Here is a 23,428-nt window from a genome sequence, read left to right as displayed (position 1 = left end):
GGAAGTTTGGCGTGCTTAATCTGGTGTGACGGCGGCAGGTGAATATCGGTACACTCGGCAGGCGATCCCAAAGAGACATTCACAAGTTTATAAAAATACCAAAAGATGAAAATATTCCTCGCCGCCGCATTAGGGGTTTTATTGTGTTCCCAAACGTCACCGACCTTTGCGGATAGTGACAACGGGAAAAAGATCTTCCTGGCGAGATGTGCCATGTGTCACGGAGCAGATGCCAGAGGAACAGGGCCATTGGCCAACAAAAGCAGCCCGCCCACCCCCGACCTGACGACGCCCGCCTTCAAAAAACGACTCAGCGACTATCCGGGCGTCATCGTTTCATCAATCATACTTCGCCCGAATGGCGACCTGATTCCAAAAACTTTGCGAGAAAACGGTATAAAACTACCGCCCCACCCCTGGTCGGTTAAAGATTTTCGCGATTTGAATCAATATCTGAGCAGCCTGATTTTAAAAAATTGAAGACTTGCGTGTTGCCGGCCGCGCTCACGGATATTCTCACGATGCATTCAAATTTGCTTACGCTGACTCGTGGTGTTCAAGCGGGTGTGCAGATCCGGCCGCGCTGGCCCGCACGACATATCCGCGTGGAGGCCCGCGTGCTGGAGAAACTGCAGGTGATCCGGTCCGAGTTGCCCGCGGAAATCAATCTGATCCTGACACGCGGCTACGAGCCGCGAGCATCCGGCCTGGGCTTTGCACGTCGCGGGTTTCGCGCATTGGGCATCGGCATGTTCCGCTTGCTCTATCCCGCCAGAGGCGACGAACTGGCCGATATTTTCGGCAGCAACGGACACGATGTCGACGGAACGCATATCGACGTTTCATTCAGTCTGAACGGGCGGCGCATACGGATGTTGCCGCTGGGCGTATTCACGCCGCCTTTCTGGCAGCGGCGCCGCGTGCGGCGATGCGCGTCGGCCCTCGCGCAAATCCAGGCCGCGCTGATGCAGCACGGGTTTCAAATTCACCGCAACGCAACGGAAAGCCTGCAGATTCATTGTGATCTGCTGCACTAGCGGAGATGATCGTCGGCACCACCGCAAACGTTCCGCAAAACAATCGAACGATCGACCTTCCGTGAATCGGGCGCTCGAAAACTCAAGCACCACCTTCGAGTGCAGGAGCCGAGCGCTCCAGCTCCTGCCGCTCCGCTACCTGTACCCGAAAAGCAAGCGCCAGCCCGATCACACGATCACGCAGCCGCGATATGAGAATTGAACACGATTGCCGATGCAAGTTCGAGCGACGTCGGCTCTTCGAATTCCTTTTCCATGAAGTCGAACATGGCAGGCGAAACCTCGAACGAAAACGTCTCGCCCTTTTCTGAATTCCTCGCCAAAACACGACCGCGGCGGATGTCATGCGGTGCGGTGACAAAGTGCAATTCACTCGAAATACCGGCGCCCCTGGCTCGATCGACAAACGCCGAACGGTTTCGCGCCTTCATGAAACCGAGATCGAGAATGACGTTCCCGCCATTTTTCGCGATCTGCTCCGCAGTGCGCCAGATTTGACTCTCGCAGCGCTGCACTCGCTCCATGAGCCAGCTCAATTGAAGCGGCTCCGGAAGATCCGGCCCGTACAGCTGTGCCATCCACTCGTCGATCGAGAAACGCGTCGCGCCGGACGAGGCTGCGAGCGTACGCGCGTAAGTCGACTTGCCGGCACCTTGCGGCCCAAAAACGATATGTACCGCCCCCATGAAATCCTCTTTCTCCAGGTCGAGCGCCAAAGTGGCGCCTGGCTATTGTGTCCGGCGTTGTCGAGGCAGCACGGCCCGACCGCCGGATGTCGTTGATTTCGATGCCGCCGTCCAACCATCCGCGTCGACTCCGGATTCGAGCCGTCGCCGAACATGGCGAAGCGATCGGTCTTCCGAAACGATCAGCCCCGACGCAAACCCAATGAGGCATGCGTCGCTTGAACGCAAACGCCCTGCGCGCTCATTCAGCTTGCGCGAAGTTCAACTCGACGCCGTTGCCGCACGGATCGTTGAAGAAAATCCGCACCCGGCCCATGAGCGGAACGTACTCGCGCGTGAATGCCACGTTGGCGTCGGTCAGGTGACGCGCCATTTCGCCGGCATCCGCGCAGAAAACGCGACGTGATCGAACGTATCGGCAACGTTCGGCGGACGCGACTCGTCCGGCAGCGCTTCCGTCAGATGCAGCACGTCCCGCTTACCCGCATACAACCCATACCCGAAGCGCATGAGCGGCGGGCGAAACCCTTCATGCAGGCCGACGATGTCGACATGGAAATCGCGGAGCACATCGCGTGTCGATCGATCCGCCCGCGGATTGTAGTGATTGAATCCGGCAACTGGCATGACGTGTCGCTCGTGTTGGCGCAACGTGACATGAAATGGCATCGCCGCTCCGGACACGATCCACGCGAAACCGGCCAACCGGCAGCGGCGAACGGTTGCAGCCGACCATCAACATCGGCGTCGCGCTACCGCGACCGACCGTTGGTCGATCACGCGCTCGCCAGTACATTGCGGCCGTGCGTAAACCTGGCGTCGCCATGACGAAAACTGCCGCGCGACGCAGCAAAATGCCCCTACGAAAATCGCATCGGCAGCCGACCCGATTTTCCGGTACAAATCGGGGACGCTGAAATTCCCCGCGGGCTATCGGAGACCCTCGCTCATGACTCGGCAAAACGCACCGGATATCGCATCGACACCCCGCACGAACCCCGGCGACGACCCATCCGCCCCGATTCCCGCCATCGTGCCGTCAAGCACGGCGCTACTCGTCATGCACTACCAGACCGATATCCTCGGCCTCTTTCCGTCGGTCGCGCCCGGGCTGCTCGCCAATACGCGCCGACTCTGCGATGCGGCGCGGGCAAGCAGCATCGGCGTCTGGTTCGCGAACCTCCGGTTCAGCCCCGGCTATCCGGAAGTCAGCCCGCGCAACAAGAACGGCCAGGGGATCAAACAGCTCGGCCTCTTCATCGACGACGGCACGTCGCCGGAGCTCGGCCGGCAGGCCGACGAGCCGCTGATCGTCGCGCACCGCGCCAGCGTGTTCTTCGGCACCGATCTGCAAGCGCGGCTGGTTGAGCAAGGCGTCGATTCGCTGATCATGGTCGGTATCGCATCGACGGGCGTGATGCTGTCGTCGATCGCCCACGCGAGCGACGCGGACTTCCGCCTGTATACGGTCAAGGACTGCTGCTACGACCCGGACCCGGTGGTTCACGAGCACCTGTTCTCCACCGCCTTCGAATCGCGCACGACGGTGCTGTCGCTCGAGGACGCGTTGCGGCTGCTCGCGTAAGCGCACGCGCACACGAGCCGAGCCGCAGCGCGACGCACTGAAACCGGCCCGGCTGCCGTGGTCGGGCATTCCACCGAAGGTGCAACGGGCGACGGCGTGCGCGATGACGCACGCGCCGCCCCCCTCCCCGTTACTTCGCGATGTACACGCCCGACGTCGGGCACGTGCCCTGCGTGTTGCCGTCCGTCACGAGCGACGCCGTGCTCGGGAACTGCGCGGCCGCGTTCGTCTTCACCGCGATCCAGGCTTCGGTGAAGTAGCTCACGCCGTTCGTCTTCGTGCACTTCAGCGACACCGCGCTGCGCGTATTGCTGCCGAATGCGCCTTCGAATGCGGACAGCAACTGGTTGCGCGTAACCGTCTTGCCCGCGTTCGCCTGCAGGAATGCGTTGAACGACGTATTGCCGAGCCGGCTGATCATGCCCGACGCCTGGTTCCAGTAAGCATCGGGCGTCGCCGAATTCGAGCAGGTGCCGTGTTTGAACCATTCGTGCTTGTCGAGACACGACGCGACGCCCGGCATGTACGTCGACAGCGTGTTGCGGGTCGCGCTGCTGATCGGGTAGGCGTCCATGCTGCACCACTGGTGCGCGTTGTCGAGGTCGATGTCGTTCTGCGGCACGCTGCAGTAGAACGGCTGGTTGCCGTCATAGCGGTTCGGCCACAGGCCATGCAGCGACAGGCTCGTCGCCGCATACGAGCCGGCGAGGTTCGTGCATTCCGGCGTGTCGTGCGACGCGCAGAAGCCGGGCTCCCACGATGCGGCGAGCAACAGGTAGTCGTAGCTGGTCTGCGCGGCGGCGTGCAGCGACACGGAAGCGACGGCGAGTGCGGCAGCGGCGCGGGCGAGCGTCTTGAGCATGGCGTGTTTCCTCGGAAAAGGCATGCGGTCGCGGGATGCGCCGCACGGTTGTCGAATGTCTGCCCGCGATTGTTGCCGTCGCAACGTGGCACGAATATGAAGGTGGACGAAAGAATTCGCGGGTCGCCCGGACACTCGGCAAGCCGATACGGGTCAGGCCGGGCACGATCGCGCGCGGCTGACCGTCCCGCCGCGCGCCGGGCACCGCACTAGCGATCCCGGCACGTCAACGGCCGCGCGACACGCATCCGCGGCAAGCGGGCACTCACGACCCCGTGCCGAGTTGCGTGCACGCGCGGGCGGACGCTTCGGGGCCTTCGAGCGCGAGAATCTGCCACACCCCGATGCTGACGCGCTGGCGCGCGGCCGTCGACGCATCGGCCAGCAACGCCTCGACGCGCGGTGCGGCATCGGGCGCCTTCTGCTGCAGCGCCGCGTGATGCCGCGCGCGCGACGCCGGCTCGGATTCGTACACGTCGCAGAGGCGCACCATGCCAGCGAGCCCGGCCACGTCGTCGTCCTTGTCGATCGCGCCCGGCTCGACGGGCGCGAGCCCCTTGCGCTCTTCCGGCGGCAGCTTGTTGCGCGCGCCTTCGTCGATCGCCGTGGCGGACGCCGGCGGCAAGCCGCCGATCGCCGCGACGATCCGGCTGCCCGCGGCGATCATGTCGCCCTGGCACTCGATCTTCTCGGCGGCCGCGACGTTCGAGCAGAACGATACCGACGTCCGGTACACGTCGTTGCTCATGCGCGGCACTTCGTCCGTGCTCGCCTGCGCGAGGCCGGTGCTGGCCAGCACGAGCGCAGCGGGAATCAGGATACGGAAAGCTCTCGTCTCGTTCATTGTCGTCGTCTGTGGGTTGTTATGGCGGGCACACTCGCCGGGCCGCACGGTGGCGCCCCCTGTAACGCCGGGCCCTCGTCCGGCGCCACGCGATCACTTCATCGACGCCGCCTCCGATCCGCCGGGCGACAGCGCCGCGCTGTCCTGCTCGCGCCACGCGCGGCGCGACGCCATGATCGCCTTCACCGCCGAGCGCGCGACCTTCCACCACGCGAACGGCCGCGGATCGGCGAGCATGCTGAGCGCGCGCGCATAGTCGAGCGTGAGGCCGGGCGTCCACGCCATCGTCACCGCGCGCTTGCGGATCTGCGCGGCCACCCACAGCTCGGGCGTCAGCAACAGCCGCACGAACGCGCCCCACCCGGCCCGCGTGCCCTTCAGCCGCCACACCGCGCCGTCGAGCGCGGCTTCGAGCGCATTCGACACGGTGCTCGAGCAGTTGCGGTGCGTGAGGTTGTACGTGACGTCCTGCCGGTACGACGACCAGAATGCGCCGAGCTTCGCAGGATCGTAGTTGCGGATGCGCACGCGCACGGTCGACGGACACCACGCGTTCGACTCGGTCGCGTAGTCGGGCTGGAACAGGCCCGGCACGTCGTTCTCGCGCGTCGCACGCAGGATGCGCGTGAATTCATCCGGAGAACGATCGATTTCGACGCCCGGATACAGGCTGATATAGATACCTTCGGGCGACTCCAGCGCCGCATGCCCGGTCGAGATCACGCCGTTGACGTCCACCGCCGCGATATAGCGGTCGATCACCGGATAGCGCTGTGCTTCCGCCTTCGACGTGCCGGTCGGCGTCCACACATGCACGGTGAGCGCATGCTCGCCGTCGGCCGGCGGGCCGTCCCATTCGGATTGCGCGAACCGCGGCCGGTCGCGCGCATCGTCGAGATCGGGCACGAGCGCGGGCGCGGGCGAGGTCGCAAACGCGGGATTGCGCGTCAGCCGCCGCACGCGCGCGGCGAGGCTCAGCATGTGCATCCCGCCGAACATCAGCAGCAGGCCGAGGCAGTACGGCACGGTGCCGACGTAATGCGTCGGGTACGGCTGGAAGAAGAAGACCGCCAGCAGGATCTCGATGACACCCCACGCGAACGCGACGTTCCAGCGGCGGTAGCGCACCATCCACGCGGACGTGCACTGCAGCAGCCCGTCGACGAGGAACAGCGTGCCGAAGATCATCGACAGCAGGAAATGGCCGTGGTGATGGCCGGCGAACACGAGCCCCGCGGCCACCACGACCACGATGCCCTTCACGTAGCGCAGGATGCGCTGCCCGCCGACGCCGCTGCCGGCCACCGCGAGCGTCGCGAGCCCCTCGATCAGGAACAGCCACGCGAACAGCTCGATCGGGAAATGCAGCGCACCGTCGAGCGCGTCGACGAAAATGCCGACGCCTGCTGCCACCCACACCCAGCCGAGCACGGTCAGGCCGCGCCAGCGGGTTCGCAAGTATTCGATGCCCAGCAACAGCAACACCAGTCGTACCATCGCGCCCTCGTGTCGTTTTTCGGGATACGCACGGCCTTGCGTTCCCGGTCATGTCGGCCAGGCGTCGTGCGAGGCGGCGGCCGGAAGGCGATCATCGTTGCCGGCGCGTCATGCCTCGACATGACCGATGGCGGCCGGCACGTGCCGCTCTGGCCGAATAATAAGATATGGCGGAGCCGGTTGAAAGCAGGACGAAAACGTTTTCGCCCGGGCGCGGGTCGGTCCGGCCGGCCGCTGCCATGGCAGATTTCCCGTTCGACAACCTGCCGCGGATACGCGAGAATCCAGCTTCCGAGGGCGAAAGCCACTAAACCGAACCGCACAGACGGGACAACAAGAAATGAGCACATTCATCACGCGCCGGCGCCTGCTGTTCGCTGGCATGGCCGCGAGCAGCCTCGCGCTGTCGGGCTGCTTCACGCCGAAGCTGTACAAGGACGACGCATACCGCGAATACGTCACGAGCTTCATGATCACCCAGGACGGCAAGAAGCTGGTCGTTCTCGGCACCGACTACCACTACATCTTCGATCTGCCGGCGCAATTGCGGCCGGTACTGTTGTCCGGCTACCGGAAATCGCTGCATACGACGTTTGCCGACTTCCACGCGCGCGGCGGCAGCATCACCGGGCACTACCGGATCGTCTTGCCGAAGGACGCGCCGGACGACGCCCGCCAGGCCGCGAGCACCGACGGATTCACCGCCGAGCCGGCCGGCCTCGTGCTCGAAGGCGACATCGAAGGCAAGCGCTATTCGACGGAAGGTTTCGCCGAGAAGGACAAGGGCGCCGCGCAACCGTTCAACCAGCGGTACTCGGTGTACATCAGGGAATCGCCGTCCGTCGTCGGCATGGGCCTGCGGATCCTCGCCACGCCAATCACGGTGGCCGCCGATGGCGTGCTCGTGCTGGGCGGCATCGTGCTCGTACCGTTCGCGGCCATCGCGATCGAGGCAAACGGCGGCCTCAAGATCATGTAACGGTGCAAGCGTCGCCGTCGTTGCGCCGGTGACGGCAGACCACGGCGCGCGAGCGCAACCCACGACCGCAACCGGAGCGCCGCCATGACCGCGTCACCGCTACACACGCCGCCGCTCGGCCCGCAGCTCAAGCGCTGGCGCGCGCTGCACCGCGTCAAGCAAAGCCATGCGGCCGAATTGTTCGGCGTCGCGCAGTCGACGATCTCGCGCTGGGAAGCCGGCCGCCAGCAGATGTCGCCCGACGAACGCGCGACGGCCGAGCGGTTGCTCGCCGCCCACCTCGATTCCGCCGGCGATCACGCGCTCGCGCGGCTGATCGCGGGCAGCGCGGGCTGCATGCATCTCGTGTGCGATCTCACGCACCGCCTGCTTGCCTGTTCGCCGGCGCGCGCAGCCGAATTCTCGCAACCGCTTTCGATGCTGCTCGGTACATCGCTGTGGCGCTTCGCGACGCCGGAGATCGTCCGCATGGAAGCCGCGCTCGACCCGCTCGGCTGGCATGACCGCGCGGGGCCGCCGAGCGTCGAGTTCGACACGGGCGCGAACGCGTCGCGCGTCGTGCCGATCCGCGGCAGCCGGTGCCGGTGGACCCGAATGACGCTGTCAGACGGTTCGGCCGCGCGGCTCGTCGAGACGCTTTAGCGCGCACCGCGCATATTTCATGCGTGGACGAACCGTGCGCGGCCGGCGTACGCTGGTCGGCTCATCGCAAGGACGCCGACCATGAACCCCGATACGATCCACGCGCGGCTCGATTTCCTGCGCGAAGCCGAACGCCTGAAGGACGTGCTGCGCAGCGGCCACACGTCGGGCGGCCGCCCCGAAAGCACGGCCGAGCACAGCTGGCGGTTGTGCCTGATGGCGCTCGTGTTCGCGGACGCGCTGCCCGGCGTCGACACGCTGAAGCTGCTGAAGCTGTGCGTCGTCCACGATCTCGGCGAGGCGCTGCATGGCGACATCCCCGCGATCGAGCAGGCCGCGCACCCCGACAAGAGCGCGCACGAACGCGACGACCTGCTGACGCTGACCGCATCGCTCGACCGCGCACGGCGCGACGAGATCGTCGCGCTGTGGGACGAATACGAAGCAGCGGCGTCGCCGGAAGCGCGCGCGGCGAAGGCGCTCGACAAACTCGAAACGATCCTGCAGCACAACCAGGGCAGCAATCCGCCCGATTTCGACTACGCATTCAATCTCGACTACGGCCGCCGCCATACCGACGCCGCGCCGCTGTTCAGCGCGATCCGCGCCATCGTCGACGCCGACACGCAGCGCAGGATCGACGCGAATCGGCAGCACGCGTAAGCTCGCGGTGTCGGGCGCGCGGCACCGCGCGCCCCGCTCGCACGAGGCCCGACGCATGACACAGAACATCTACGACGACCCGGCCTTCTTCGAAGGCTACAGCCGCCTGAACCGCTCGGTTCTCGGGCTCGACGGTGCGCCCGAGTGGCCCGCACTGCGTGCGTTGCTGCCCGACCTGCGCGGCCGCGGCGTGCTCGACCTTGGTTGCGGCTACGGCTGGTTCAGCCGCTGGGCGGCCGATCATGGCGCGGCCAGCGTACTCGGCGTCGACGTATCGGAGCGCATGCTCGAACGCGCGGCATCGACTGCCGCGCATCCGGCGATCACATACCGTCGCGCCGACCTCGAAACGCTCGCGTTGCCGGACGCGGCGTTCGATCTCGCCTACAGCTCGCTCGCGTTCCACTACATCGCGCATCTCGACACGCTGCTGCGCACGATCCATCGCGCGCTCGTGCCGGGCGGGCACCTCGTGTTCTCGATCGAGCATCCGATTTATACGGCACCGCGCCGGCCCGGCTTCATCGTCGACGCGCAAGGCATGCGATCCTGGCCGGTCGACGGGTACCAGCGCGAAGGCGAGCGCGTGACCGACTGGCTCGCGCCGGGCATCATCAAGCAGCATCGCACGCTCGGCACGCTCGTGAACCTGCTGATCGGCAACGGCTTCACGCTCACGCACCTGGACGAATGGGGGCCGACGCCCGAGCAAGTCGACGCGATGCCCGCACTCGACGAGGAACGCGATCGTCCGATGATGGCGATCGTCGCCGCGCAGCGGTAACGACGAGCCCGCGCGCGACGCCTTCCGGAACCGCCATCACGACGCCGGCCGCCCCCACTCGCGTGCGGCATTCGCACAATTCAGCACAATTTCCACACGATTTGTCGCGAAATCCTCGCTTACCATGGGCGCCTGATTCGACTCGGCACGCCCGCGCGATGCGAACGCGGATGCTGTCGCGGGCACTACGCCCGGCATGCGACGCCGACCGGATCGTCCCGCTCGGCCGCACGCATCGCCGGCGCCGCTTCATCCTCGCAGTGTTCTCATGGCCCAGAAGACCCATCGCCGCCGGCGCATCGTGCTGGCTACCCTTGCCGTCGTCGCGATCGCCGCCGGCGTCACGCTGAAGGCCTGCGCGCCCGACAAGCATCCGCAGTACCTGTCCGCGCCCGTCACGCGCGGCGATCTCGAGAACGCGGTGCTCGCGACCGGCGCGCTGCAGGCCTTCAAGCAGGTCGACGTCGGCGCGCAGGTATCGGGGCAGTTGAAGACGCTGAAGGTCAAGCTCGGCGACAAGGTCACGAAGGGCCAGTGGCTCGCCGAAATCGACCCCGTGATCTCCGAAAACGCGCTGCGCCAGGCGCGCGCCAGCGAAGAGAGCCTGCGCGCACAGCAGCAATCGACCGCCGCGCAGGTGACGCAGGCCGAACTCGCGTTCCGGCGCCAGCAGGCAATGCTGCCCGACGATGCGACGTCGCGCGAGTCGTTCGAGGCCGCGCGCGCGACGCTCGACGTGCAGCGCGCGACACTCGCGTCGCTCGCCGCGCAGATCCGCTCGGCCCGCATCCAGATCGAAACGGCACAGGCCAACCTCGGCTACACACGCATCGTCGCGCCGATCGACGGCGAGGTCGTCGCGATCGTCACGCAGGAAGGCCAGACCGTGATCGCGCAGCAGCAGGCGCCGGTGATCCTGAAGCTCGCGAACCTCGACACGATGACCGTGAAGGCGCAGGTGTCGGAAGCCGACGTGATCCGCGTGAGCGCCGGCCAGACCGCGTATTTCACGATCCTCGGCGAACCGGACACGCGTCACTACGGCAGGCTGCGCGCGATCGAACCGGCGCCGCAAAACTACGCCGACGCGCAAAGCACGCTCGGCGGCGGCGCGGGCGGCAGTGCCAAACCGAACGCCGCGGTGTTCTACAACGCATTGTTCGACGTGCCGAATCCCGAGCACCAGCTGCGCATCTCGATGACCGCGCAGGTCAACATCGTACTCGGCAACGCACGCAACGCGCTCAGCATCCCGGCGGCCGCGCTCGGCGAGAAGCGCAAGGACGGCGCCTATGCGGTGCGCGTGCTGCGCGCCGACGGCAGCACGGAAACGCGCAACATCCGCATCGGCATCAACAACAACGTGCGCGTCGAAGTGCTGGCCGGCCTGAAGGACGGCGAGCGCGTCGTGATCGGCGAAGCCTCCGCCGACGACCACGCACCGCTGTCGGACGTGGTGTGACGATGAGCCAGCCCCTGCTGAAACTCTCGGCCGTCACGCGCCGCTTTCCGGCCGGCGACAAGGACGTCGTCGTCCTGAACAACGTCAACCTGTCGATCGACGCGGGCGAGATCGTCGCGATCGTCGGCGCGTCGGGCTCCGGCAAGTCGACGCTGATGAACATCCTCGGCTGCCTCGATCATCCGAGCGAAGGCATCTATACGGTCGGCGGGCGCGACACGCACATGCTCGACAGCGACGAGCTCGCGCAGCTGCGCCGCGAACACTTCGGCTTCGTGTTCCAGCGCTATCACCTGCTGCCGCACGTCGACGCGGTCGCGAACCTCGAAATGCCGGCGATCTATGCGGGCACCACGCGCTCGGCGCGGCACGCACGCGCACGCGAGCTGCTCGCGCGACTCGGGCTCGCGGATCGCGCGCACCATCGCCCCGGGCAGCTGTCCGGCGGCCAGCAGCAGCGCGTGAGCATCGCGCGCGCGCTGATGAACGGCGGCCAGGTGATCCTCGCCGACGAACCGACCGGCGCGCTCGACACGAAAAGCGGCCAGGACGTGATCCGCATCCTGCACGAGCTGAACGCGCTCGGCCATACGATCGTGATCGTCACGCACGACAAGGCCGTCGCGCGCCATGCGCGGCGCGTCATCGAGATCAGCGACGGCGAGATCGTCGCCGACCGGCCGAACCGCCAGTATGCCGAAGCACTCGCGGAAGCCGGCATCGATACGGCCGAAGCCACCGCTACGGCAGCCGGCGCGCCGCGCGCAACCGATCGCCGCGACGAACCACCGCCCGCCGGTGCCGATACCGATACCGGCCCGCGCGCCCCGCGCTTCGCGGCCGGCACGGGCCGCTTCGCCGAGGCATGCCGGATGGCGTGGATCGCGCTCGTATCGCACCGGCTGCGCACGGTGCTGACGATGCTCGGCATCATCATCGGCATCACGTCGGTCGTGTCGATCGTCGCGGTCGGCGAAGGCGCGAAGCGCTACATGCTCGACGAGATCGGCAGCATCGGCACCAACACGATCAACGTCTATCCGGGCACCGACTGGGGCGACAGCCGCGCGGACACGATCCAGACGCTCGTACCGGCCGACGTCGCCGCGCTCGCCGAGCAACCGTACGTCGACAGCGCGACGCCCGAAACGTCGCGCACGCTGCTGCTGCGCTACCGCAACGTCGACGTCAACGCGCTCGTGAGCGGCGTCGGCGACCGCTTCTTCCAGGCGCGCGGGATGCGCTTCGCGTTCGGCGCCGCGTTCGACGAAGACGCGGTGCGCCGCCAGGCGCAGGTCGCCGTGATCGACCAGAACACGCGCCGCAAGCTGTTCGGCGCGACGCGCAACCCGATCGGCGACGTGATCCTCGTCGACAACGTGCCGTGCGTCGTGATCGGCGTGACGGCCGACAAGAAGAGCGCGTTCGGCAGCGTGAAAAGCCTGAACGTGTGGGTGCCGTACACGACCGCGAGCGGGCATCTGTTCGGCCAGCGCTATCTCGACAGCATCACCGTGCGCGTGCGCGACGGGCAGCCGAGCGCCGCCGCCGAGAAAAGCCTCGAGAAGCTGATGATCCAGCGCCACGGCCGCAAGGATTTCTTCACGTACAACATGGACAGCGTGGTCAAGACCGTCGAGAAGACCGGCCAGTCGCTGACGCTGCTGCTGTCGCTGATCGCCGTGATCTCGCTCGTCGTCGGCGGGATCGGCGTGATGAACATCATGCTGGTGTCGGTCACCGAGCGCACGCGCGAGATCGGCATCCGGATGGCGGTCGGCGCGCGCCAGTCCGACATCCTGCAACAGTTCCTCGTCGAAGCGGTACTCGTCTGCCTGCTCGGCGGCACGATCGGCATCGCGCTGTCGTTCGGGCTCGGCGCGCTGTTCTCGATGTTCTTCGCGCAGTGGAAGATGGTGTTCTCCGTCGGCGCGATCGTGACGGCGTTCGTCTGCTCGACGCTCACCGGTGTGATATTCGGCTTCATGCCCGCACGCAACGCGTCGCGGCTCAATCCGATCGATGCGCTCGCGCGCGACTGACGCAAGGCCCGCCATGACGCATTCCTCACCGCTTCGCCGCCTCGGCGCATTCGCCTGTGCGGCCGCGCTGCTCGCCGGCTGCGCGGGCATACGCCACGACCCGGTGCCGGCCGTCGCGATGCCCGCGAACTGGGCCGCGCCGGTCGCGGCCGACGCGCCGGCCACCACGCACGACTGGTGGCGCAGCTTCGGCGATCCGCAACTCGACGCACTGATCGACGACGCGCTGCGCGCCAACAACGACCTCGCGATCGCGGCGATCCGCGTGTATCGCGCGCAACTGCAAGCCGGGCTCGCCGATACGAACCTGACACCCAACGTGACGGCCGGCGCGAACGGCGCCGTGTCGCGCACGCTCGATACGCACCAGATGAGCCGGTCGAGCGGCATCAACGGTTCGCTCAGCTATGAAATCGACCTGTGGGGCCGGCTGGCCGCGCTGCGCGACGCCGCGCGCTGGGAAGCCGATGCGACGGCCGCCGATCTCGAAGCCGCCCGGCTGTCGCTGATCGGCACGACCGCGTCGCTGTACTGGCAGATCGGCTATCTGAACCGGCAGATCGCACTCGGCGACGCGAACATCGCGTATGCGGTGCGCACGCTCGCGGTCGTTCGGTCGCGGCACACGGCCGGCGCCGTATCGGGACTCGACCTCGCGCAAGCCGAACAAAGCCTCGCCGCGCAACGCGCCGCGCAGACGCAGCTGATCCAGCAGCGTACCGAGAACCGCCACGCGCTCGCCATCCTGTTCGACCGGCCGCCGCAGCAGCTTGCGGCCGAACCGCCGGCCCTGCCCGACGCGGCGCCGCCGGAAGTCGCGGCCGGCCTGCCCGCGAGCCTGCTCGGCCGGCGGCCCGACTTGCGCGCGGCGGAATTCCGGCTGCGCGAGTCGCTCGCGCAGGTCGACGCGACGCGCACGAGCTTCTACCCGACCTTCACGCTGACCGGCAGCGCCGGCACGACGAGCACGAGCCTCGAGCGCGTGCTGACGAATCCGGTCGGCACGCTCGGGCTCGGCCTCGCGCTGCCGTTCATCCAGTGGAACACGATGCAGTTGCAGATCAAGGTGTCGAAATCGCAGTACGAGGAAGCGGTGGTCGGGTTCCGCCAGCGGCTCTACACGGCGCTCGCGGAAGTCGAGAATGCGCTGTCGGCACGCGTGCAGCTCGAACGCGAAGCCGAGCAGCGCGCCCTGTCGCTGGCCCAGGCGCAGCGTGCCGAGCGGCTGGCCGCCGCGCGCTTCGCGGCCGGTGCGACCGCCGTGCAGCCGTGGCTCGACCAGCAGCAGGTGCTGAGGAGCGCGCAAAGCGCCGACGAACTGACGCGCCTGAACCGGCTCAACAACCAGATGACGCTGTACCGCGCGCTCGGCGGCGGGACGTCCTGACGGACAGTCGAATCCCGCAGGCGGGCCGGCCCCATCATTCGCACACGGCCGCCCCGCGCCGCGCGGGTGCGAACGCCACCGCGCTCGCGGTCGCCAGCACGGCCACACCGGCCGCGCCGTACACCATCACCCAGCCGAAGCCGTGTACGAGCGCCGCATGCAGCGCCGCACCGGTCGGATCGGCCTGCGCGAGCGCCGGCGCAATCGCGTGCAGCCCGTCGGTGCGACCCGACGCAATCTCCTGCGCAAGTCGGCGCAGCGCGGCATCGCCGATCGCGCCCGCCACCCCGCCCTTCAGGCTCGCGACGATCCCCGCGACCAGCACGAAGCCCATCGCCGCGATGTTCAGCGCGAGCGAGATCATCCGCGCACTCATGTCGATCCCCGACGCCATCCCGGCCCGCGAACTCGGCACGGCCCCCGTCGTCGTATTGGTGACGGGCGTGTTCGTCAACCCGAGCCCGATGCCCGCGATCACGCAGCCGGGCAGCATCGTCAGCCAGCTCGCATGCTCGGCCGCGCTGCCGAGCCGCATCAGCGCGAAGCCGGCCGCGATCGTGAACAGGCCGCCCGGAATCACGACGCCCGGCCCGTAGCGCAGCGCGAGCCGTTCGCCGAACGGCGGCGCGACCAGCGTCGGCAACGTGTACGCGAGCAATGCGAGGCCGGCCGTCACGCTGTCGTAGCCGAGCGCGACCTGGAACCAGATCGGCAGGTAGATCATGAACGGCCAGAAGCTGAAGTTCATCCCCATCGAGCCGAAGATCGCGCCGGTGAATGCACGGATCCGGAACACCGAGAAGTCGAACATCGGCCGCGCGCTGGCGCGCTCCGCAATGAAGAAGCCGGCCACCGCCAGCACGGTCGCACCGAGCACGCCCAGGCCGGCGGCACTGGCCAGCCCGAGTTCCGCGCTTTGCGTGATGTAGAACGCGAGGCCGAGCACCGCGAGCGACAACGTGACGATGCCCGCGACGTCGAGCGTGCCCGCATGCGGATCGCGCGACTCCTGCACTGCGCCGCCGATCAGCACGAGCGCGATGGCCGCGAGCGGCGCGTGGACGAGGAACACCCACGGCCAGCTCGCCAGCGCGACGATCGCGCCGCCGACGATCGGCCCGAAGCCGAGCCCGATGCCGAACACGATCCCCCAGATCCCGAACGCGCGGCCGCGCTCGCGGCCCTCGCGGAACTGGTGCGACAGTACGGCAATCTGGCAGATCAGCATCGCGCCACCGCTCGCGCCCTGCAGCAGCCGGCCCGCGACGAGCACCGGCACGTTCGGCGCGAGCCCGCACAGCAGCGACGTCGCACCGAACAGCACGGTGCCGATCACGTACACGCGCTTGCGGCCGAACCGATCGGCAAGCGTGCCGGCCGCCATCAGCACCGTCGTGCACGCGATCGTGTACGCGTTCATGATCCACTGCATGCCGTTGAAATCGCCATGCAGCACGTGTTCGAGCGTCGGCAGGATCACCGGCACGCTCGAGATTTCGAGGCCGAACATCAGCGACGTGAGACAGACGGCCGCGAGTGCGACCGCATTCCTGCGAGAGTCGGATAGCGTCATGCGTATTGCGCGGCGGCCCGGCGACAGGCCGCGCGCCTCCAGGTGAGTGAGATGCGCCGCGTGCGGCCGGCATCGCACGCTGGACGGGAATCGGTACTATAGTGAGAATTTCCATCCCCATTGACGCGTGCATTTCCACGAACTGGGGAATCTCAGGACTCAATCGACGCAACCCGTGATGACCGACAGACTCGACGGCGTAACGACCTTCGTTCAGGTAGTGGAATCGGGCAGCTTCGCGCTCGCGGCGGAGCGGCTCGACATGACGCGCTCGGCGGTCGGCAAGGCCATCGCGCGGCTCGAGAAACGGCTCGGCGCGCGGCTGCTGCAGCGCACGACGCGCAGCCAGAGCCTGACCGACGACGGCCAGGCGTATTACGACCGCTGCGTGCGCGCGCTGGCGGAACTGGAAGCGGCGGAAGCCGATCTCGATTGCGGCCGCAACGAGGCCCGCGGCAAGCTGCGGTTGAGCGTGCCGCTCGCGTTCGGGCACCACTGCGTGACGCCGATCGTGCTCGATCTCGCGCGCAATTACCCGCACCTTCGGATCGACGTGTCGATCACCGACCGCTTCGTCGATCTCGTCGAGGAAGGCATCGATCTCGCGGTACGGATCGGCACGCTCGCCGACAGCACGAGCCTCGCCGTGCGCCGGCTCGGCACGCAATACGGCAGCCTTGGCGCCGCGCCGTCGTATCTCGCGCGCTACGGAATGCCGAAAACGCTCGACGACCTGAAGCAGCACCGCACGATCGCGTATTCACGCTCGGGCGTGGTCCAACCGTGGGACTTGCGCGCGCCGGACGGCTCGACGGTGCGCATCGACATGCCGCATCAACTGAGTTTCGACGACGTGCAGGCGATCGCGGCGGCCGGCGCGTCGGGGTTCGGGATCGCCTGGGTGCCGAGCTGGCTGCTCGACCATTACGTCAAGCGCGGCGAAATGGTCGTCGTGCTCGATCGCTGCTTCGTCTGCGAAGGCGACATTCACGCGATCTGGCCGAAGACGCGCTACCTGCCGCGCAAGACGCGCTGCGTGATCGACGCGCTCGCACAGGCGATTCCGCCGATGATCGAGCGAGCGGACGAAGTGCGATGAGATGAGGGGAGTTGAAGCCGACGCGCCGCCGCACGGCGCGTCGGGCGATCACGCCGCGCCGAGATCGGCGAGCGGATGCGCGAACAGCTTCCACGGCGACGTCAGGAAATGCCGCACGCGTTCGGCGCGCACTTCGACGAGCGACGCGGGCGCCCAGCGCGGCTTGCGATCCTTGTCGACGAGATGCGCGCGCACGCCTTCGCAGAAGTCGCCTTCCTCGATCGCACGCGCCACGATGCCGAGTTCCATCCGGAACGATTCGGCCAGCGTCATCTGCCGGCCGCGCAACAACGCCTCGCGCGTCACGGAGAGCATCGTCGGCGAATGGCTCGCGAGCGCATCGAGCGTCGCCTGCAGCCATTGACGGTGCTCGCGCGACAGGTCCTCGCGCGCGAGTTCCTGCGTCAGCGTCGCGACGATCCGCTCGACGGTCGAGCGCCTGTCGAAGTGGCGGACGATCCACGGCATCTGGCTGTCGAGCGCCGCATGCGGCACCACGTTGCACGGCGGCTCGAACACCTTGCGCAGCAACGGCAACGCGTCGCCTTCCCACTTGACGCTTTCGATGCGCGTCTCGAACGTGTCGAGCCACGCGGACGGCACGCACAGATCCGCGAGCTTGGCGGTCAGCGCGTCGGCGCCCGACAGCATCGCGCCGGTCAGCCCGACGTACAGTTCGAGTTCGACCGGCATGCGCGACAGGAAATGCGTCGCGCCGACATCGGGCACGAGGCCGATGCGCGTCTCCGGCATCGCGATCTTGCTGCGCTCGGTCGCCACGCGCAGTGCGGCGCCTTGCGCGAGCCCCATGCCGCCGCCCATCGTCACGCCGTCCATCAGCGCGACCACCGGTTTCGGGAACGTGTGGATCGCGTAGTCGAGCCGGTATTCGTCGACGAAGAACGGCAGCCAGGTTTCGCGCTGCGCGACCATCCGGTACAGCGCACGCACGTCGCCGCCCGCGCAGAAGCCCTTCTCGCCCGCGCCGCGCAGCACGACCGCGACGATCTGGTCGTCGTGGCGGCAGCGCTCGAGGAGCTCGGCCAGCTCGCCGATCATCGCGTACGACAGCGCGTTGAGCGCGGCCGGACGGTTCAGCGTGATCAGCGCCACGCGATTCACCACGCGGAACAGCACCTCGGGCGCGTGCTCCGCGAACGCGTCGTGATTCGTGACCGGCGTGCTCATCGTTGCGGCTCTCCGTCGGTATTCCACTGCGGCGCGCGCTTGCCGAGGAACGCGGCTACACCCTCGCGCGGATCGTTCGTCTCGAACAGGTCGACGAAGCGTTCGCGTTCGACCGCGAGCGCCGCGCTGCGCGGCACGCCACGGCGCGCGAGGCCGATCAGCTCCTTGCTGTACGCGACCGCGTGCGGGCTCTGCCGCGCGACGTTGCGCGCGAGCGCCAGCGCCGCATCGCGTGCGGCGCCGCTTTCGACCACGTCCTCGACGAGGCCGATCCGCAGCGCGGTGGCCGCGTCGACGCGCGCGCCGGTCAGGATGATCTTCTTCGCCCAGCCTTCGCCGACGAGCCAGGGCAGCGTCTGCGTGCCGAGCCCGCACGGCAGCAGGCCGACCGACGGCTCGGGCAGCGCCATCTGCGCATGCGTCTCGGCGATCCGCAGGTCGCACGCGAGCGCGCATTCGAGCCCGCCGCCCATCGCATAGCCGTTGATCGCGGCGATCGTCACGACGCGCGCGTCATGCAGCGCCTCGAACGCCGCGCCGAAGCGCGACGCCATCGCGCGCGCGACCGCGCGGTCGCCGTCGGCGAACGTGTTGAGATCGGCGCCCGCGCTGAAGAACTTCGGGCCGTCGCCGGTGATCACCAGTGCGCGCACGCGCGGGTTCGCATTCAGTTCCGCGACGGTTGCCTGCAACTGCTGCAGCCCGTCGGCGGTAAAGGCGTTCGCGGGCGGACGCTTGAGCGTCGCGCACGCGATCGCACCGTCGTCGACGTAGTCCAGTTCGATCATCACGCGTCCTTCTTCGTTGCCGGTTGGTACAGGCGGATCACCGCCGAGAAATCGAGTTGCCCGTCGCCGCGGCTGCTCATCGTCTGGTACAGCTGCTGCGCGAGCGCGCCGAGATAGACGGGCTGGCGCGCCTGCTTCGCCGCGTCGTTCGCGAGGCCGAGATCCTTCAGCATCAGGTCGGTGCCGAAGCCGCCCGAGTAGCCGCGCGACGACGGCGCGGTCCCGATCACGCCCGGATACGGGTTGTAGGTGTCCGAGCTCCAGCAGCGGCCCGTCGACGTGTTGACGATGCCGGCCAGCACCTTCGGGTCGATGCCGAGCGCGACGCCGAGCGACATCGCCTCCGACACGGCCGCCATCGAGATGCCGAGCACGAGGTTGTTGCAGACCTTCGCGACCTGCCCCATGCCCGTCGCGCCGCAGTGGACGATGTTCTTGCCCATGCCGGCGAGCACGGGCTTCACGCGCTCGAAATCCGCATCGCTGCCGCCGACCATGAAGGTCAAGGTGCCGGCCGCCGCACCGCCGGTGCCGCCCGACACCGGCGCATCGACGAACGCGCCGCCGTGCTCGCGCACCAGCGCGCCGAACGCCTGTGCGCTGGCCGGGTCGATCGTGCTCGAATCGATCACGGTCGCGCCCGCGCCGAGGCCCGCCAGCACGCCGTTTTCGCCCGACAGCACCGAGCGCACGTGCGGTGCGGCCGGCAGCATCGTGATGACGAACGTCGCACCCGATGCGGCATCGCGCGGCGACGCGGCCACCTGCGCGCCGGCGTCCTGCAGCGCGCGCAACGCATCGGCGCTCAGGTCGAACGCATGCACTTCGTGGCCTGCTTTCAGCAGGTTCAGCGCCATCGGCGCGCCCATATGACCGAGGCCGATAAATCCGATTTTCATTTTGGAGTCCTCCGCCGCTCAATGCAGCCGGATCGTCGTGTTAACCGGGCCGGCCGTCGTGTCGTCGTCGAACCAGCGCGCGGTAACCGTCTTCGTCTGCGTGTAGAACTGCACGACCTGCTTGCCGTACGGGCCGAGATCGCCGAGCTTCGAGCCGCGCGAACCGGTGAAGCTGAAGAACGGCACCGGCACCGGGATCGGGATGTTGATGCCGACCTGGCCGATGTCGATCTCGCTCTGGAACTTGCGCGCCGCCGCGCCGCTTTGCGTGAACAGGCCCACGCCGTTGCCGAACGGATTCGCGTTGACGAGCGCGATCGCTTCGTCGAGCGTTCCGGCTTCGAGCACGACGAGCACCGGACCGAAGATTTCGTGCGTGTAGATCGACATGCCGGTCTTCACGCCCGAGAAGATCGTCGGGCCGATGAAGTTGCCGCTTTCGTAGCCGGCCACCTTCACGTCGCGGCCGTCGAGTTCGAGCTTCGCGCCTTCGTTCACACCCGCTTCGATCAGCGAGAGGATGCGCTCCTTCGCGGTCTTCGATACGACCGGGCCGACGTCGGTGCCGGCTTCCGCGCCCGCATTCACCTTCAACAGCTTCGCCTTGGCGACGAGATCGGGCAGCCAGTCGCGCGCTTCGCCAACCAGCACCGCAACCGACGTCGCCATGCAGCGCTGCCCTGCCGCGCCGAAGCCGGCGCCGACGAGTGCATTGATCGTCTGCTCGCGGTTCGCATCGGGCAACACCACCGCATGATTCTTCGCGCCCATCATCGACTGCACGCGCTTGCCGTGCGCGCTGCCGAGGTTGTACACGTGCGTGCCGACGGCCGTCGAGCCGACGAACGAGATGGCCTTCACGAGCGGATGCGTGCAGATCGCATCGACGACTTCCTTGCCGCCATGCACGACGTTCAATACGCCTTTCGGTACGCCTGCCTCGATCGCGAGCTCGACGAGCTCCATCGTCGACATCGGGTCCTGTTCCGACGGCTTCAGCACGAACGTGTTGCCGCAGACGATCGCCATCGGGAACATCCACAGCGGAATCATCGCGGGAAAATTGAACGGCGTGATGCCCGCGCACACGCCGAGCGGCTGGCGCAGCGTGTAGGTGTCGACGCCGCCCGCGACGTTCTCCGCGAATTCGCCGAGCTGCAGCGAACCGATGGAGCACGCGTGCTCGACCACTTCGAGGCCGCGGAAGATGTCGCCTTCGGCATCGGGAATCGTCTTGCCCTGTTCGGCCGTCAGCGTCTTCGCGATGCGCTGCTGGTTCGTGCGCACGAGATCCTGAAACTTCAGCATGATGCGCATGCGTGCGGCGATCGGCGTGTTCTTCCACGTCGCGTACGCGGTGTGCGCGGCCTGCACGGCCGCGTCGACTTCCGCGACGGTCGCGAACGGCACGCGTGCGAGCACCTGTTGCGTCGCCGGGTTGACGATGTCGCGCCACTCGTTCGTGGCGGACTCGACGAAGGCGCCGTCGATCAGCAGCTTGACCGTCGGCACGTCTTTCGAATTCGCGTTCATCGATCCACTCTCCTTGCAGAGGGCCGCGAAGCGCGATATCGCCGCGCGGCCGGTTCAGTTCGGCTGCGGGCGGCGGCCGCGACAAGCGGCGCGCTCGGCCCGCGGTCACGTCATTTCAGTTCGGCGGCAAAATCTTCTTCCCAGTATTCGCCGGGCATGCGCGCGCTCGCGTCGTCGCCACGCTCGATCTCGCGGCGGCGCAACTCGACGCGGCGGATCTTCCCCGAGATCGTCTTCGGCAGATCGGCGAACTGCAGGCGGCGGATGCGCTTGTACGACGCGAGCTTCTCGCGCGAGAAACGGAAGATCTCCAGCGCCAGCTCGGGGCTTTCCTCGTAGCCCTGCCGCAGCGTGATGAAGGTCTTCGGCACCGACAGCCGCACGGGGTCGGGGCTCGGCACGACGGCCGCCTCGGCGATCGCCGGATGCTCGATCAGCACGCTCTCGAGTTCGAACGGACTCAGCCGGTAGTCGGACGACTTGAACACGTCGTCCGCGCGGCCGATATACACGTAGTAGCCGTCGTCGCCGCGCATCGCGATGTCCGACGTGCGGTAGTGGCCGTCGCGCATCGCATGGGCCGTCGCATCGGGATTGTTCGCGTAGCCGGTCATCAGCCCGACCGGGCGCGTGACGTCGGGGCCGATCGGCAGCGCGACTTCACCTTCGGTCACGGGCGCGCCGTCCGGGTCGAGCAGCGCGATCCGGTAGCCGGGCAGCGGCCGCCCCATCGAGCCCGCGACCACCGGCTGGCCCGGCGAGTTGCCGATCAGGCAGGTCGTCTCGGTCTGGCCGTAGCCGTCGCGAATCGCGATGTTCCACGCCTTCTTCACACGCTCGATGATCTCGGGATTCAGTGGCTCGCCCGCGCCGACGATCTCGCGCAGCTTCACGTCGAACGACGCGAGCGGCTGCTGCACGAGCATGCGCCACACGGTCGGCGGCGCACACAGCGTCGTGACCTGGTATTTGACGAGCGCATCGAGCACGACCTTCGGCTCGAAACGCGCGTAGTTGAATGCGAACACGCACGCCTGCGCATTCCACGGCGCGAAGAAGCAGCTCCACGCGTGCTTCGCCCAGCCCGGCGAGCTGATGTTCCAGTGGATGTCGCCCGGCTGCAGGCCGACCCAGTACATCGTCGACAGATGCCCGACCGGATAGGTGCGGTGCGTATGCTCGACGAGCTTCGGCTTCGACGTCGTGCCCGACGTGAAGTACAGCAGCATCGGATCGTTCGCGTGCGTGACGGCGTCCGGCTCGAATTCGGCGCTGGCCGCATAGCCGTCGTTCATCGCGAGCCAGCCCGCGCGCGGCGCACCCGCGACGATCTTCTGCGCGAGGCCGAGGTCGGGCTGTTCGAATTTGGCGGTTTCGTTCTCGTCGACGATCACGTATTTCGCGCCGCCGATCTGCACGCGGTCGCGCACGTCGTCGGGCGACAGTTGCGTGGTGGCAGGCAGCACGATCGCGCCGAGCTTCATCGCGGCGAGCATCGCGTCCCACAGCTCGACACGGTTCGGCAGCATCAGCAGGATGCGGTCGCCGCGCACGACGCCGATCGAACGCAGCCAGTTCGCGATCCGCGACGAACGCTCGGACATCTGCGCGAACGAATACGGATCGCCCGTACCGGTCGCCGCGTCGACGATCCACAGCGCGGGCTGGTCGTTGCCGCGCGCCATCGGGTCGAAGTAGTCGAGCGCCCAGTTGAACGCATCGAGCACCGGCCATTCGAAATCGCGGTACGCGGTTTCGTAGTCGGTGCGATGGCGCAGCAGAAAGTCGCGTGCGTTCAGGAATGCCTGTACCGTCATCGTTTCCTCCGGTCTCCATGTCTCGCGGTCAACCAGCGCATGCGCTGCAGCCCATGCGCGG

21 protein-coding genes and 1 pseudogene are annotated in these 23,428 nt (G+C 67.4%); 11 read left to right on the top strand and 11 right to left on the bottom strand.

Going from position 1 to position 23,428, the window contains the following annotated elements; all coding sequences use genetic code 11:
* Positions 1 to 105 precede the first annotated feature (105 nt).
* Positions 106 to 480: a cytochrome c gene (locus tag U5809_RS17075; protein WP_322087390.1), complete on the top strand. Its 375-nt coding sequence runs from the start codon at positions 106 to 108 to the stop codon at positions 478 to 480.
* 137 nt (positions 481 to 617) lie between these two features.
* Positions 618 to 1,037, top strand: coding sequence for a hypothetical protein (locus U5809_RS17070; RefSeq protein ID WP_322087389.1), 420 nt, complete (start codon positions 618 to 620; stop codon positions 1,035 to 1,037).
* Between the two features lie 176 nt (positions 1,038 to 1,213).
* Here U5809_RS17070 and U5809_RS17065 read toward each other — a convergent pair whose 3' ends face one another.
* On the bottom strand, positions 1,214 to 1,753 hold the full coding sequence (locus U5809_RS17065; RefSeq protein ID WP_322087388.1) for an ATP-binding protein: 540 nt from the start codon (positions 1,751 to 1,753) through the stop codon (positions 1,214 to 1,216).
* 211 nt (positions 1,754 to 1,964) lie between these two features.
* Positions 1,965 to 2,350: pseudogene (locus U5809_RS17060) on the bottom strand (VOC family protein).
* Between the two features lie 322 nt (positions 2,351 to 2,672).
* On the opposite strand from U5809_RS17060, the gene U5809_RS17055 reads away from it, so the two are divergent.
* Positions 2,673 to 3,308 carry an isochorismatase family cysteine hydrolase gene (locus U5809_RS17055; protein WP_322087387.1) on the top strand — a complete coding sequence of 212 codons (636 nt, stop codon included), beginning with the start codon at positions 2,673 to 2,675 and terminating at the stop codon, positions 3,306 to 3,308.
* A 130-nt stretch (positions 3,309 to 3,438) separates the two neighbouring features.
* Here U5809_RS17055 and U5809_RS17050 read toward each other — a convergent pair whose 3' ends face one another.
* The 3 genes from U5809_RS17050 to U5809_RS17040 all read right to left on the bottom strand — a co-directional run bounded on the left by U5809_RS17050 (position 3,439) and on the right by U5809_RS17040 (position 6,511).
* On the bottom strand, positions 3,439 to 4,170 hold the full coding sequence (locus U5809_RS17050; protein ID WP_322087386.1) for a ribonuclease T2: 732 nt from the start codon (positions 4,168 to 4,170) through the stop codon (positions 3,439 to 3,441).
* 265 nt (positions 4,171 to 4,435) lie between these two features.
* Positions 4,436 to 5,014: a hypothetical protein gene (locus tag U5809_RS17045; RefSeq protein ID WP_176048247.1), complete on the bottom strand. Its 579-nt coding sequence runs from the start codon at positions 5,012 to 5,014 to the stop codon at positions 4,436 to 4,438.
* A gap of 93 nt (positions 5,015 to 5,107) precedes the next feature.
* A complete protein-coding gene (locus tag U5809_RS17040) occupies positions 5,108 to 6,511 on the bottom strand; it encodes a DUF308 domain-containing protein (RefSeq protein ID WP_322087385.1) in 1,404 nt (467 codons plus the stop codon).
* A 340-nt stretch (positions 6,512 to 6,851) separates the two neighbouring features.
* On the opposite strand from U5809_RS17040, the gene U5809_RS17035 reads away from it, so the two are divergent.
* From U5809_RS17035 to U5809_RS17005, 7 genes are all read left to right on the top strand, one after another.
* On the top strand, positions 6,852 to 7,490 hold the full coding sequence (locus U5809_RS17035; protein ID WP_322087384.1) for a hypothetical protein: 639 nt from the start codon (positions 6,852 to 6,854) through the stop codon (positions 7,488 to 7,490).
* Positions 7,491 to 7,574: 84 nt separating this feature from the next.
* Positions 7,575 to 8,132 carry a helix-turn-helix transcriptional regulator gene (locus U5809_RS17030; RefSeq protein ID WP_322087383.1) on the top strand — a complete coding sequence of 186 codons (558 nt, stop codon included), beginning with the start codon at positions 7,575 to 7,577 and terminating at the stop codon, positions 8,130 to 8,132.
* Positions 8,133 to 8,213: 81 nt separating this feature from the next.
* Positions 8,214 to 8,795, top strand: coding sequence for an HD domain-containing protein (locus U5809_RS17025; RefSeq protein WP_322087382.1), 582 nt, complete (start codon positions 8,214 to 8,216; stop codon positions 8,793 to 8,795).
* A 55-nt stretch (positions 8,796 to 8,850) separates the two neighbouring features.
* On the top strand, positions 8,851 to 9,579 hold the full coding sequence (locus tag U5809_RS17020; RefSeq protein ID WP_322087381.1) for a class I SAM-dependent methyltransferase: 729 nt from the start codon (positions 8,851 to 8,853) through the stop codon (positions 9,577 to 9,579).
* Between the two features lie 268 nt (positions 9,580 to 9,847).
* On the top strand, positions 9,848 to 11,041 hold the full coding sequence (locus U5809_RS17015; protein WP_322087380.1) for an efflux RND transporter periplasmic adaptor subunit: 1,194 nt from the start codon (positions 9,848 to 9,850) through the stop codon (positions 11,039 to 11,041).
* 2 nt (positions 11,042 to 11,043) lie between these two features.
* On the top strand, positions 11,044 to 13,083 hold the full coding sequence (locus U5809_RS17010) for a MacB family efflux pump subunit (protein ID WP_322087379.1): 2,040 nt from the start codon (positions 11,044 to 11,046) through the stop codon (positions 13,081 to 13,083).
* A 13-nt stretch (positions 13,084 to 13,096) separates the two neighbouring features.
* Positions 13,097 to 14,470, top strand: a complete 1,374-nt coding sequence (locus tag U5809_RS17005; protein ID WP_322087378.1) for an efflux transporter outer membrane subunit — start codon at positions 13,097 to 13,099, stop codon at positions 14,468 to 14,470.
* Between the two features lie 34 nt (positions 14,471 to 14,504).
* Here U5809_RS17005 and U5809_RS17000 read toward each other — a convergent pair whose 3' ends face one another.
* Entirely contained in the window at positions 14,505 to 16,043 is a 1,539-nt protein-coding gene (locus tag U5809_RS17000; RefSeq protein ID WP_322087377.1) for an MFS transporter, read from the bottom strand.
* A 178-nt stretch (positions 16,044 to 16,221) separates the two neighbouring features.
* Between U5809_RS17000 and U5809_RS16995 the strand changes: the two genes are divergently transcribed.
* A complete protein-coding gene (locus tag U5809_RS16995; RefSeq protein WP_322087376.1) occupies positions 16,222 to 17,142 on the top strand; it encodes a LysR family transcriptional regulator in 921 nt (306 codons plus the stop codon).
* Between the two features lie 48 nt (positions 17,143 to 17,190).
* On the opposite strand, the gene U5809_RS16990 is transcribed toward U5809_RS16995, so the two are convergent.
* The 5 genes from U5809_RS16990 to U5809_RS16970 form a co-directional block, all read right to left on the bottom strand.
* A complete protein-coding gene (locus tag U5809_RS16990; protein ID WP_322087375.1) occupies positions 17,191 to 18,330 on the bottom strand; it encodes an enoyl-CoA hydratase/isomerase family protein in 1,140 nt (379 codons plus the stop codon).
* Complete coding sequence (locus U5809_RS16985) at positions 18,327 to 19,118, bottom strand: enoyl-CoA hydratase (RefSeq protein WP_176048534.1); 792 nt, start codon at positions 19,116 to 19,118, stop codon at positions 18,327 to 18,329. Before U5809_RS16985 ends, U5809_RS16990 begins: the two co-directional genes overlap by 4 nt.
* Positions 19,118 to 20,017: a 3-hydroxyisobutyrate dehydrogenase gene (gene mmsB / locus U5809_RS16980; RefSeq protein WP_322087374.1), complete on the bottom strand. Its 900-nt coding sequence runs from the start codon at positions 20,015 to 20,017 to the stop codon at positions 19,118 to 19,120. Before mmsB ends, U5809_RS16985 begins: the two co-directional genes overlap by 1 nt.
* 18 nt (positions 20,018 to 20,035) lie before the next feature.
* Positions 20,036 to 21,550: a CoA-acylating methylmalonate-semialdehyde dehydrogenase gene (locus U5809_RS16975; protein ID WP_282508739.1), complete on the bottom strand. Its 1,515-nt coding sequence runs from the start codon at positions 21,548 to 21,550 to the stop codon at positions 20,036 to 20,038.
* Positions 21,551 to 21,660: 110 nt separating this feature from the next.
* Complete coding sequence (locus U5809_RS16970) at positions 21,661 to 23,367, bottom strand: AMP-binding protein (protein ID WP_322087373.1); 1,707 nt, start codon at positions 23,365 to 23,367, stop codon at positions 21,661 to 21,663.
* Positions 23,368 to 23,428: the final 61 nt, after the last annotated feature.

Source organism: Burkholderia sp. BCC1999, assembly GCF_905339975.1.
GTDB lineage: Bacteria > Pseudomonadota > Gammaproteobacteria > Burkholderiales > Burkholderiaceae > Burkholderia.
The sequence above is the reverse complement of the archived record's forward strand: the minus strand, read 5'-3'. Positions and strand labels throughout refer to the sequence as shown.